Source organism: Cysteiniphilum halobium, from assembly GCF_003574425.1.
Taxonomy (GTDB): domain Bacteria; phylum Pseudomonadota; class Gammaproteobacteria; order Francisellales; family Francisellaceae; genus Caedibacter; species Caedibacter halobius.
Map to the genome: position 1 here is coordinate 13,755 of NZ_QLIU01000036.1, position 13,589 is coordinate 27,343.

Annotated in this window: 7 protein-coding genes and 1 riboswitch; of the genes, 1 reads left to right on the forward strand and 6 read right to left on the reverse strand. The window is 40.6% G+C overall.

Annotated elements, in window-relative coordinates:
* Window positions 1-28: 28 nt before the first annotated feature.
* The 4 genes from dapA to DNK85_RS07795 all read right to left on the reverse strand — a co-directional run bounded on the left by dapA (window position 29) and on the right by DNK85_RS07795 (window position 4,182).
* Complete coding sequence (gene dapA / locus DNK85_RS07780; RefSeq protein WP_119329019.1) at window positions 29-925, reverse strand: 4-hydroxy-tetrahydrodipicolinate synthase; 897 nt, start codon at window positions 923-925, stop codon at window positions 29-31.
* Complete coding sequence (locus DNK85_RS07785; RefSeq protein WP_119329020.1) at window positions 916-1,590, reverse strand: dihydrodipicolinate reductase C-terminal domain-containing protein; 675 nt, start codon at window positions 1,588-1,590, stop codon at window positions 916-918. Before DNK85_RS07785 ends, dapA begins: the two co-directional genes overlap by 10 nt.
* A complete protein-coding gene (gene lysC, locus DNK85_RS07790; RefSeq protein ID WP_119329021.1) occupies window positions 1,587-2,981 on the reverse strand; it encodes a lysine-sensitive aspartokinase 3 in 1,395 nt (464 codons plus the stop codon). The genes DNK85_RS07785 and lysC overlap by 4 nt, the downstream gene beginning before the upstream one ends.
* Before the next feature lie 61 nt (window positions 2,982-3,042).
* Window positions 3,043-3,221, reverse strand: a riboswitch (Lysine riboswitch).
* A gap of 85 nt (window positions 3,222-3,306) precedes the next feature.
* On the reverse strand, window positions 3,307-4,182 hold the full coding sequence (locus tag DNK85_RS07795) for a glycosyltransferase family 2 protein (protein WP_119329022.1): 876 nt from the start codon (window positions 4,180-4,182) through the stop codon (window positions 3,307-3,309).
* 59 nt (window positions 4,183-4,241) lie between these two features.
* Between DNK85_RS07795 and DNK85_RS07800 the strand changes: the two genes are divergently transcribed.
* Window positions 4,242-5,000, forward strand: a complete 759-nt coding sequence (locus DNK85_RS07800) for an indole-3-glycerol phosphate synthase TrpC (RefSeq protein WP_119329023.1) — start codon at window positions 4,242-4,244, stop codon at window positions 4,998-5,000.
* An 80-nt stretch (window positions 5,001-5,080) separates the two neighbouring features.
* Here the strand turns inward: DNK85_RS07800 and rpoC are convergent, their stop codons facing one another.
* Window positions 5,081-9,355, reverse strand: coding sequence for a DNA-directed RNA polymerase subunit beta' (gene rpoC, locus DNK85_RS07805; RefSeq protein ID WP_208123156.1), 4,275 nt, complete (start codon window positions 9,353-9,355; stop codon window positions 5,081-5,083).
* A 107-nt stretch (window positions 9,356-9,462) separates the two neighbouring features.
* Complete coding sequence (gene rpoB / locus DNK85_RS07810) at window positions 9,463-13,554, reverse strand: DNA-directed RNA polymerase subunit beta (RefSeq protein ID WP_119329024.1); 4,092 nt, start codon at window positions 13,552-13,554, stop codon at window positions 9,463-9,465.
* Between the last annotated feature and the right edge of the window lie 35 nt (window positions 13,555-13,589).

Consider the following 13,589-nt stretch of genomic DNA (forward strand, 5'->3'; position numbering starts at 1 on the left):
TTTGAAATGTATTTTTTATTCATTGGGTTTAATTGGCACATATATGCTCATAATAACTTTGAATCGCGGCATCCGCTTGCTGCAAACGCGCGATACTTGTAAGCTCTGATGCAATCAACGGCAAGCGCAATGTATCACTACCGATAACACCAGTATATGCAAGCCATGCTTTTGCTGGAATCGGATTTGCCACACTAAAACAAGCAGCAGTGGCATCTTGCCATAAACGACTTAAGGTTTCATCAGCGCTAAAACGCAAAGAAGTTTCAACATACGCTTTAGCTTCTTTTGGCCACAGATTAGAAACGACTGATATTAAGCCCTTGCCACCAACTTTGGCAAGCTCTGGCATCATCGCATCTTCACCACTATATACATTAATATGTGGTGCTGTTTGTACATAGCACTTAAATCGAGAGATATCGCCGGAGGCTTCTTTTAATGCCCACAAATTTGGATGGTTTTTGAGTGCAGCAAAGGCATCAAAACAAAGATTAACACCCGTTCTTGATGGCACGTTATATAACATACAGGGTTTTTTTGCCCTATCTAATAATGTGCTAAACCAAGCAATCTGACCTTTAGTGCCTGGTATAGCATAAATTGGTGTTATCATCAAAAATCCATCAACTGCCTGCGTATTACAAAACGCAACCCACTTCAACTGTTGATGTAGTTGATAGCCACCAACACCAACAAGCAAAGGAACCTTGAGTGCTAAGCTACAGGCAAATACGACCACTTGGCATTGCTCTTCATAGCTCAATGCTAAAGCCTCACCTGTACTACCTAAAATCAATACACCGCAATGAGCTGATTCTTGTTTACGCAACAATCGCTCAAAGCTAATAAAATCAATCTCACCATTTTCAAGCATTGGCGTAACCACTGCTGTATATATATTATTATTGAGATTTATTGCCATGACACACCTCTTACTAATTCATCAAACTGATACAACCCAGCATTTAACTTATTCTCATACACAAATCGCGCACTCCATACCGCACCTTCAGCAAAAAGCTTGCGATCATTCGCCACATGCTTTAACTCAATTGTTTCATATGGATTGTCCACCCTTAAGATATGCTCACCCTTTACATCTTCTTTGCGAATAGATTCAATAGGGCATTCTTTCACATTAAGCCATGATTGCCATGACACAGCAGTACCACTTGGCGCATCAAGCTTTTGTGTGTGATGTGTTTCAGTTAATTGAAAACGACTGTTTGTCACTAGGTTTTGTAAATTACCCAAGGTATTGAGCATCTCTTTAATAAGCACCATTGATAAACTAAAGTTATTCGCTACTACCCACGTTTGCTCTGATTGTCTGATACGCTGTATAAATATTTCATCATAATGAAACCCTGTGGTACCACAAATGACAGATACTTTGCTCTGCATCAGCACTGGCAATATTTGCCTTAGCACATCAGCACTGACAAAAACAATCGCCACAGTTGCCTTATTAAGTTTTTCAACAGTGACTAAATTATGTGAATCAAATACATCACTTATTTCATCTTCTTTCAATAACTCCAATACAGCTTTACCCGTTTTACCACGACCGATTACTGCTACCTTCATCGCACACTCTCCTTAGTGAATTCACTAAAGAGTTGTGTATAAATATCCATCATTACACTCTTTGCATCCTCTGTTGCTACTAACAGACAGATATTATGCCCGCTTGCGCCATGCGTGAAAAGGCGAACATTGTAACTTTCAAGGGCAGAAAATAGCTTAGCACTTATCCCTTTATGTTGATGCAACCGATTACCCACCACTGCAATGAGTGATAAATTGTGCTCGATGCTAATCTCAATATTACCAATTGACTGCAACTCGTCTAATAATGCTTGCGTTAATAAGCTTTCACCAATTGACTGACTGCCAATATGATCCAAGGTTAGAGCAATACTAACCTCACTGGTTGTCACTAAGTCTACAGATATATTATGTTTAGCCAAGATGCTAAATACTGTAGCCAAAAAACCTTGGGCATGGAACATATCAAAGCTTTTGAGTGTCATTAAAAGCTGATTTTTACGCTCAGCAATCGCACGAATTTGTGGTGGTTCTTTTAAACTATTTGCTTTAGCACTAATCCAAGTGCCACCCATTTTAGGTGAAAAAGTAGATCCAACAAACACATCAATATTGCTACTGATTGCTGGCCATAAGGTCGCCGGATGCAGAACTTTAGCGCCAAAGGTAGCAAGCTCTGCTGCTTCATTGAAGCTTAGACTCTCAATGGCTCTCGCTTGTGGAATAATCCGTGGATCAGCTTCATAAATACCAGCAACATCGGTCCAGATTTTCACAGACTTTGCCTGTAAGGCTTGCGCTAAAAGAGCAGCACTATAGTCGCTCCCCCCACGACCTAAAGTCGTTGTTTTACCTTTTGAGTCCATGCCAATAAATCCTTCGCACACAAGCACTTGATCAGCCTGCAACAACGATAGCATATGGGTTGTAACTTGTTCTTTGATGACATCAAGATTTGGTTTTGCCTGAGAGAAATTACTATTGGTTTTCATCACCGTTTGCACATTAAAATACTGTGCATTAATCTTTTTCTGCCTAAAGATTGCCGCAACCAGTTGTGCTGATATTCGCTCACCAAATGATAATATCTCGTCACTTAACTCTTTGGTATTAAGACGCACACTCATTTGTGCCAAGAATCTAAGATCATCTATCTTTTGTTGTATATCTGTTTGCAGGTTAGTACAATCAATCTTCGCAACAATCGGCAATATAACAGTCTGAATTTTGCCTACAATATTCTCTATTTCATCAACAGATGTTAAGTGATAGGCTAACTTAATCAAGAGATTTGTAACACCTGATTGTGCACTGACGACCACCAGTCGCACACTTGGCGAAGATTTGATAATTTCTGCACATTGGCAGATCGCGTTTAGATTAGCGACACTCGTGCCTCCAAACTTCGCGACGACAAAAGGGTTTTGCATAAAGCCTCTCCATTTATCGACACGGGGTTACGGCTTTTGCAAAATTTGACAAAGATACAAATACAACCGAAGCGCCCCACGTCTTTGTTGACGTGACAGTCCTGCTGCCTTTCAGCAGCAGACCCAAGTAATTCAGTCATAACACATCATTACTTTCGGCACTCACTCTAGCTTATTTTTGATCAGTAGATGTTATGATCTTCCCAAAAACGCTGTAGCTTGCGCACCTCTTCTTTAATTCTTTTAAATATTATTTATATTTCGTCGTAGTAACACGACTTTTTTACTATACCGTTTGTTTTTTGTTGCTGTCAAAACTTTTATGCTAAATTTTTTTGAAATACTTCCGACTTAAATCCAAACCGAATAATTTCTCCAGTTTCATTTTAAAGCGCTGACGCTTTTCTTTTTTTGTTAGAATATGCCTAGGGTTCGCTTTAAAAAGCCCTCCTTCTTTGGCAAAAAAGCCATCAATGATCTTAGGGTGTGTCCCCTTAAATTCCGTTAAAATTTGATGATCGATATCACTGTATTTGGAATCAAAACCTTCGGATTTTCCCCAGTGTTTATTGACCTGACTGATTTTCTTACTCATCGCAGCCTCTGGGCGCACCCAACCGTAATGATAAATATAGTTATCCAGTAACTTTGCTTTTGGATAACGTGCGATACGATTGGAGTTTTTAGGGTCAAGTACTAACCAGTACAAACCATCTGGTGCGTAACTTCTGACACTTGCTTTGATAATTCTTGGCGCATAACGATACCAGGTTGGTGACGAAAGATAGGTATTGGTATTGCCATAAAAATGATAATAATGAAATGCCAAAGCCTCAACCTCCTGGTCATCTTTATAACGATACAATGCTTCTTTAATTGCTTCAAGATCATTCTCATGCACGATCTCATCACCCTCTAAATAAAAAAGCCAATCCCCAGTACAAGCAAATTGCGCAATCATTTTTTGCTGTGCATAGGTATAACCCTTTACCTGCATATGCTCATTCCACACTGTTTCAATAATTTTAATTTTAGGGTGCTCTTTCACCAGTTGATGTAATATTTCTGGACTATTATCTTGTGACTGCCCCAAAGCAATCACAAACTCATCACAAATCGGCAAAATAGACTGAATCGATTGAATATAGGGAAAACACAACTCTTCGGCATTGCGTAAAAAGGTAAATCCTGATAATTTCATAACACATTTCAACATTTTTATTTTTTAATAGTGTACACATAAAGTAATAAGGACATAACGTGATTTTACAAAAAATTATTGAATCAAAGCGTCAAGAGCTTAAACTTTTACCTGATCCAACCCCTGCAGCATTAACACCTGCAAAATATGACTTCCTACAAGCCATTAAGACGCATAAGCCAGCAATTATTGCTGAGCTTAAACCCAAATCTCCTTCTGAAGGTATCATTGATCCAAACTATGATCCGATTACCATTGCCAAAGCCTATCAAGCAGGCGGTGCTTGTGCGTTATCTATTTTAACCGATAAGCCTTTTTTTGGTGGCAGTTTTGAAGATATTCGCAAAATACGCGACGTAGTTACGATACCAATTTTATGTAAAGAGTTTATTATTGATGAAAAACAGATCTATCAAGCACGCCTTAACGGTGCTGATGCTTGTCTTTTAATTGTGCGCTGCTTAGACAAAATTCGCTTGCAAGAACTTATTCAATGCGTGGAATCACTGAATATGACTGCACTGGTTGAAGTATTTGATGAAGAAGAAACCGAAATGGCCTTAGCCTGTAACGCCAAATTAATCGGTGTTAACAATCGTAACTTAGATACACTTGAGATGGACACGGATAATATCGCACGTCTACAAAAAAGAATACCTAAAAATATTACATTATTAAGCTTATCAGGCGCTAAAACCCCAAGCGACCTCCATCGCTTTGGATGTACTTATGATGGCGTTCTAGCAGGAACCGCTTTAATGCGCGCTCGCGATAAAGTGGGCTTTTTACAAGAAGCAATAAATGCGACCACGCCATAATCAAACACACAAACAAAAAAGCCCCGTTAGGATACTCCCAACGAGGCTTCAAGTTATATTTGACTTCAGAAAATTAATGATTACTCGTCATAGTCCTCATCATCATCTTGTCTTTTGTTTTCATCAAGATCATCATTACCGACAACAAATAGATCTTCAAGGTCAACACTATTTTCTTCAGTATCTGCATTCAATGCAGCACTTAAAGCCATTTCAAGCTCATCCATCGATGGACCTGTTTCTAATGCTTCTTGTTCTTGTAAGTGTCTACGCTTACGCTCTTGATGATGCGCTAAACCTGTGCCTGATGGAATCAAGCGTCCAATCAATACGTTTTCTTTCAAGCCACGCAGCTGATCCTCTTGTCCACTAACTGACGCTTCGGTTAACACACGTGTTGTCTCTTGGAAAGACGCTGCAGAAAGGAACGACTCTGTAGACAACGATGCTTTTGTGATCCCCAATAAAATTGGTTCATAAATCGCTTCTAATTTGCCCTCAGCACGTAATTTCTCGTTCTCTTCCAAGACTTGAACTAATTCAACAGGCTCACCATCAACGAACTTACTATCTCCTGCTGCTAAGATATTCACCTTACGCAACATCTGACGAATAACCGTCTCGATATGCTTATCGTTAATACCCACACCTTGTAAGCGATAAACTTCTTGGATTTCATTGATAATGTAATCTGCAAGTTCATGCACGCCTTTTAAACGTAAGATTTCATGCGGATCTAATGGTCCATCAGAAATGATTTCACCCTTAGAAACGTGCTCACCTTCAAATACGTTAATATGACGCCATTTAGGGATCATGATTTCAATTGGGTCCATATCTTCTGGTGAAATGATCAAACGACGCTTGCCTTTTGTCTCTTTACCAAAGCTGACAATACCTGAAATCTCTGCCATGATTGCAGCATCCTTCGGACGACGCGCTTCAAACAAGTCTGCAACGCGTGGTAAACCACCCGTAATATCTTTGTTTTTAGAACCTTCTTGCGGAATACGTGCAATGACGTCACCCACTTCGATCTTTGTGCCATTTTCAATATTCAAAATCGCACCAATTGGCATGAAATAGCTTGCTGGAATATTTGTATTCGGGAAGCATAACTCTTCGCCAACTTCATCAATTAAGCGTACCAACGGTTTGATGTCTCTATTACCACTTTTTTGTGAGTCAGACGTAATAACAATACTTGAAAGTCCTGTCATTTCATCTGCTTGGTGCTTCATGGTCACACCATCGATAAAGTCAACAAAGTTGATGTGTCCAGCAACCTCAGCAACCACTGGATGTGTATGTGGATCCCATGTTGCAACAACAGCACCTGCTTTCACCTGAGCATCATCGTTCACTGGTAACTCAGCACCGTATGGTACTTTGTACTTCTCACGCTCACGTCCGAACTTATCGATAATACTAATTTCACCAGAACGCGAAACGACTACATGGTTACCTTCACGATTTTTAACCGTTTTAATATTATTAAATTTAATACGTCCGCCATTTTTGATCTGAACATTATTCTCAGCTGTATCCTGAGATGCAGCACCCCCAATATGGAACGTACGCATTGTTAACTGTGTGCCTGGCTCACCAATGGATTGAGCGGCAACAACACCAACTGACTCACCCATATTAACCAAGTGTCCACGTGCAAGGTCACGCCCATAACATTTAGCACATAAGCCACGGCGTGTTTCACATGTGATTGATGAACGAATCACCACCTGATCAACACCATTTTTCTCAATCAGCTCAACGACTTTCTCATCAAGCAATGTGCCGGCTTCAACCAAGATCTCATCTTCACCTGGTTTGTAAATGTCTTCGGCATTAACTCGACCTAATAAGCGTTCACCTAATGGCACAACCACATCCCCTCCTTCAATCAAGGCAGAAACGGTTAGACCTTTTTGCGTGCCACAATCATCTTCAATAATCACAAGATCCTGTGCCACGTCAACAAGACGACGCGTTAAGTAACCTGAGTTTGCCGTTTTTAATGCAGTATCAGCAAGACCCTTACGCGCACCATGTGTTGAGGTAAAATACTGCAATACCGATAGACCTTCACGGAAGTTTGCTGTAATTGGTGTTTCAATAATCGAACCATCTGGTTTTGCCATGAGTCCACGCATACCGGCAAGCTGTCTGATCTGTGCTGCGGAACCCCGCGCACCCGAATCTGCCATCATGTATACTGAATTAAACGATTCTTGTTCAATTTCATGACCCATTTTATCAGCAACTTTTTCTTTCGCGATCACTTCCATCATTGACTTAGCCACTTTCTCATTAGCACGAGACCAAATATCAATCACTTTATTATAACGCTCACCAGCAGTGACCAAACCACTTGCATATTGCTCAGAAATCTCTTTAACCTGACCCTCAGCTTCAGCCAAAATACCAACCTTTGCTTCCGGAATAATCATATCGTTAATACCGATTGAAATACCTGATTTTGTTGAATATTTATAACCAGCATACATCAACTGATCAGCAAAAATCACGGTGGCTTTTGTACCTAAACGGCGATAGCACTGATCAATAATTTTACCGACTGTTTTCTTGGTCAATGGTTGGTTAATCAGTGAAAACGGTAAGCCCTCTGGTAGGATGCTTGACAATAAAGCGCGACCAACCGTTGTTTCAACAATACCTTTCTCATCGATATATTCACCAGACTCAAGTAATACTTTATGGTCCAAGCGTACTTTGATTTTCGCATGAATATCAACAACACCGGCATCATACGCCCGCTGAACATGTAGTAAATCAGCAAATAATTTGCCCTCACCCTTAGCATTAACTCTCTCACGCGTCACATAATAAAGACCTAGTACAATATCCTGAGTTGGTGCGATCACGGGGGAACCACTTGCAGGGGACAAGATGTTATTGGTTGACATCATAAGTACACGCGCTTCAAGCTGCGCTTCAATCGTTAATGGTACGTGAACCGCCATTTGATCCCCGTCAAAGTCTGCATTAAACGCAGTACATACTAGTGGGTGCAACTGAATCGCCTTACCTTCAATCAAGGTCGGTTCAAATGCTTGAATACCTAATCTATGAAGTGTTGGTGCACGGTTAAGAAGCACCGGATGCTCGCGGATGACCTCTTCCAAGATATCCCAAACGACCGCTTCTTCACGCTCAACCATCTTCTTAGCTGCTTTAATTGTTGTCGCATGCTCATAATGCTCAAGCTTAGAATAAATAAATGGCTTAAATAACTCTAATGCCATCTTCTTTGGCAAACCACATTGGTGTAAACGTAGTGTTGGACCAACGGTAATTACAGAACGCCCAGAGTAATCAACACGCTTACCTAAAAGGTTCTGACGGAAGCGCCCTTGCTTACCTTTAATCATATCAGCTAATGATTTCAAGGCACGCTTATTCGAGCCAGTTACCGCACGTCCACGACGACCGTTATCTAATAAGGCGTCAACGGACTCCTGTAACATACGCTTTTCATTACGCACGATAATATCAGGCGCACTTAACTCCAAAAGACGCTTTAAACGATTGTTACGATTAATCACACGGCGATACAAATCATTTAAATCAGAGGTTGCAAAGCGTCCACCATCTAATGGCACCAGCGGGCGTAGATCTGGTGGTAACACAGGCAGAACCGTCATAATCATCCATTGAGGTTTATTACCTGATTCACGGAATGATTCTAATAATTTCAAACGCTTTGTTAATTTCTTAAGCTTTGTTTCTGAATTGGTTGCTGGGATTTCCTCACGAATGGTTTCAATCTCATGATTAAGATCGGTGTCGATCAATAACTTTTGAATTGCTTCAGCACCCATTTGTGCTTCAAACTCATCACCATACTCTTCTAATGCATCAAGATACGTTTCTTCATTTAATAACTGTCCTTTTTCAAAAGGCGTCATGCCAGGATCAGTCACTGCATATGCTTCAAAATATAAAATACGCTCGATATCGCGCAATGTCATGTCTAACAACAAACCAATACGCGATGGTAATGATTTCAAATACCAAATATGTGCTACAGGGCAAGCAAGATCGATATGCCCCATACGCTCACGACGCACACGCGCTTGAGTGACTTCAACACCACACTTCTCACAAATGATACCACGATGCTTTAAACGCTTGTATTTACCACACAAACACTCATAATCTTTGATCGGACCAAAGATCTTAGCACAGAACAAACCATCTCTTTCTGGCTTGAATGTACGATAGTTAATGGTTTCTGGTTTTTTCACTTCACCATATGACCATGAGTGAATCATTTCAGGTGACGCAAGACCGACACGAATACGGTCAAACTCTAAATCTTTACCTTGCTGTTTCATACCGCCTAGTAAGTTTTTCAAGGCTCTACTCCTATTTTTGCAAAGTTTTAAATCAAAATGCTATAGACTATGCCCATAGCTGTTTCATCACGACAACTTAAGTTCGTTTAGTTTTCTAAATCAGACTCAAGATCAATATCAATACCTAATGCACGTACTTCTTTCATCAATACGTTGAATGATTCAGGCAGACTGGCATCCATCTTGAAATTACCATCAACAATATTTTTGTACATTCTAGTTCGGCCATTGACGTCATCTGATTTAACCGTCAACATTTCACGTAGCGTATAAGCAGCACCATAAGCTTGTAGTGCCCAAACCTCCATCTCACCGAAACGCTGACCACCAAACTGTGCTTTACCACCAAGGGGCTGCTGTGTAACCAAACTATAAGAGCCCGTTGAGCGTGCATGCATCTTGTCATCAACCAAGTGGTCTAACTTCAACATATACATATAACCAACAGTGACATGACGATCAAATGCTAAGCCAGTACGCCCATCATAAAGCTGAGCTTGACCGCTTTCATTTAAGCCGCAAAGTTTCAGAAGATCTTTGATGTCTTTTTCTTTAGCACCATCAAACACAGGGGTTGCAATTGGTACACCAGCTCTTAGGTTATAAGCCATTTCCATCACTTGATCATCATCAAGCTGACTTAGGTCGACTTTCTTATTACCAATCGTGTTGTAAACTTCTTCTAAGGTTTTACGAATATCTTGTGCTTTTTGGCTTGCTTCAAGTGCATCAGAGACTTTATGTCCTAGTGCTCTTGCTGCCATACCCATATGTGTCTCAAGGACCTGACCAATATTCATACGTGACGGGACCCCTAGCGGATTCAACACGATATCCATTGGTGTGCCATCTTCTAAGTATGGCATATCTTCAATCGGTAGAATGCGTGAAACAACCCCTTTGTTACCATGGCGTCCCGCCATTTTGTCTCCTGGCTGAATACGACGCTTAACAGCAACAAAAACTTTCACGATCTTAAGCACTCCAGGGGACAAATCATCACCTTGGGTAAGCTTCTTACGTTTTGCTTCAAATTTAGTTTCAAAGTCTTTACGTGCTTGTTCAATCTGTGCTTTACAACGCGTGATTGCTTCCATCGTTGCTTCATCTTCCGCGCGGATATCAAGCCATTGAATAAGCTCAAGACTTTTTAAGTATTCTTTAGTAATCTCTTGCCCACGCTTTAAGCCTCCAGGACCAGCCAGCGCTTTCTTGCCACTTAACTCTTGTAATAGATAAGAACGAACTGCACCTTCAACAATACGATACTCATCACGTAAATCTTTACGAATGCGCGCTAACTCTGCTTTTTCAATGTCGACAGAACGCTGATCTTTTTCTAAACCATCACGCGTAAATACTTGAACGTTAATGACTGTACCATACATACCTGTTGGCATTCTTAATGAGCTATCTTTAACATCTGACGCTTTCTCACCAAAGATCGCTCGTAGTAGCTTTTCTTCAGGAGTCAATTGCTGCTCTGCTTTAGGTGTAATCTTAGCAACTAGAATATCACCCGGAGCAACATTGGCACCGATGTGGATAATCCCTGACTCATCAAGTTTATTTAATGCATACTCACTCACATTTGGAATATCAGAGGTAATCTCTTCAGCCCCTAACTTCGTGTCGCGCGCAATACATGTTAACTCTTCAATATGTATAGATGTATAACGATCATCTTCAACAATGCGCTCAGATAATAAAATTGAATCCTCAAAGTTAAAACCATTCCATGGCATAAATGCCACAAGTAGGTTTTGACCTAAGGCTAATTCTGCCATATCGGTCGATGAACCATCTGCCAATACATCACCTCTTTTAACGACATCACCAGGACGCACGATTGGACGCTGGTTGATACAAGTGTTTTTATTTGAACGACGGAATTTTGTTAAATTATAAATATCAACAACGGAATCACCTTCATTGACTTCGTCATTATTGGCACAAACAACGATACGACCGCCATCAACCGCATCAACGACACCTGAGCGCTTAGCAACAATACAAGTGCCTGAGTCACTTGCTACAATGCGCTCCATCCCAGTACCCACTAATGGTTTTTCAGCTCTTAACGTCGGCACAGCCTGACGTTGCATGTTTGAACCCATCAATGCACGGTTTGCGTCATCATGTTCCAAAAATGGAATAAGGGCTGCTGCAACTGAGACCATTTGCTTGGCTGAAACATCCATATATTGAACTTGATCAGCACTTGTAAAAATTGCTTCACCTTTAGAGCGGCATTGAATGAGCTCATCCGTTAAACGTCCCTTTTTATCCATCGCAGCAGAGGCTTGTGCAATCACATAATTACTCTCATCAATCGCTGATAAATAGTCGATTTCATCGGTGGCAACCCCATTTACTACTTTGCGATAAGGCGCTTCCAAGAAACCATAGTGATTGGTACGCGCATAACATGCTAACGAGTTGATCAAACCAATGTTTGGACCCTCTGGTGTTTCAATCGGGCATAAACGACCATAATGTGTGGTATGTACATCACGCACCTCAAATCCTGCACGATCTCTTGACAAACCTCCTGGGCCTAAGGCTGAAATGCGACGTTTATGGGTAACTTCTGATAATGGGTTATCCTGATCCATAAATTGTGATAATGCACCTGAACCAAAAAACTCTTTAATCGAAGCAGTAATTGGTTTAGCGTTAACTAGATCTTGTGGCATCGCGCTTTCACGATCAACCATTGATAAGCGCTCACGCACTGATCTTTCAACACGCACCAAGCCGATTCTGAATTGGTTTTCAGTCATCTCACCCACAGCACGAATACGACGGTTACCTAAGTGATCAATATCATCAACATCGCCGCGTCCATCACGAATATCAATTAATGTTTTAACAACATCAATAATATCATCTTTGGTTAAAACGCCTAGGCCTTTATCTGATTTACGACCCAAGCGATTATTAAACTTCATGCGACCTACTGCTGATAAATCATAGCGATCTTCCGAGAAGAATAAACCCTGGAATAGATTCTCTGCTGATTCTTTTGTTGGTGGCTCACCAGGACGCATCATACGGTAAATTTCAACTAATGCCTCATCACGATCACGACATACGTCATTGCGCAATGTATCAGCAATATATGCACCACGATCTAAATCATTGGTGTTAAGTGTTTGGAATTTTGCAATACCACGATCAGATAGCTTATCTAATAATACAGGTGTAATTTCTTCATTAGCTTGTGCTAACACCTCACCTGATGTCTCATCAACGATACGTGAATATAGCACTTTGCCAACCACATAAGACGCTGGGACTTCGATTTGGTTTAAACCTTGTTCTTTCATCAACTTGGTATGTCTTGCGGTAATACGCTTGCCTTCAGCAACAAGCACTTTACCTTCTTTGTCAACCACATCAAAAGATGCCGTTGTACCTTTTAATGAATCCGGATCAAACGTCATCATTAAAACGCCATTTTCAACTGCAAAGTCAACCGGCTCATAAAAAATCTTTAATAACTCATCCGCTGTATAACCAAGCGCCTTTAGTAATACAGTAGATGGTAATTTACGACGTCTATCTATACGCACATAAAGTAAGTCTTTTGGATCAAACTCAAAGTCTAACCATGATCCGCGATAAGGTATCACGCGTGCTGAATGTAATATTTTGCCTGAGGAATGGGTTTTGCCTTTATCATGATCAAAGAAAACACCTGGTGAACGATGCAATTGAGATACAACTACACGCTCTGTCCCATTGATCACAAACGTGCCGTTATCTGTCATTAATGGGATCTCACCCATATAGACTTCTTGTTCACGGACATCTTTAATCACTTTATCTTCGACTGGTGCATCTTTATCATAGATAACCAATCTAAGCTTTACACGCAAAGGAGCTGCATAAGTTACCCCTCTAATGCTACACTCGTTTTCATCAAAAACAGGCTCACCTAAACGATAGCTTACATAGTGAAGCTCGGAATACCCTGAAACGCTTGCTATAGGGAAAACCGACTTAAAAGCTGCCTCTAAACCATTATTTTTACGGCTTTGCGCTTTTACATCTTGTTGTAAAAACTCTTTATATGAATTTACTTGAACAGCAAGCAAATATGGAACATCTAGAATATTAGGAAGGTTCCCAAATTCTTTACGGATTCTTTTTTTCTCAGCGTATGAGTACGACATCAGGCACTTCCTCTGACTACATTCGTTTTAACCAC

Bases quoted from the DNA above. Each gene is read 5' to 3' on its own strand.
- dapA (WP_119329019.1), bottom strand. From the start codon at position 925: ATGGCAATAAATCTCAATAATAATATATATACAGCAGTGGTTACGCCA.
- DNK85_RS07785 (WP_119329020.1), bottom strand. From the start codon at position 1,590: ATGAAGGTAGCAGTAATCGGTCGTGGTAAAACGGGTAAAGCTGTATTG.
- lysC (WP_119329021.1), bottom strand. From the start codon at position 2,981: ATGCAAAACCCTTTTGTCGTCGCGAAGTTTGGAGGCACGAGTGTCGCT.
- rpoB (WP_119329024.1), bottom strand. From the start codon at position 13,554: ATGTCGTACTCATACGCTGAGAAAAAAAGAATCCGTAAAGAATTTGGG.
- DNK85_RS07795 (WP_119329022.1), bottom strand. From the start codon at position 4,182: ATGAAATTATCAGGATTTACCTTTTTACGCAATGCCGAAGAGTTGTGT.
- rpoC (WP_208123156.1), bottom strand. From the start codon at position 9,355: ATGAAACAGCAAGGTAAAGATTTAGAGTTTGACCGTATTCGTGTCGGT.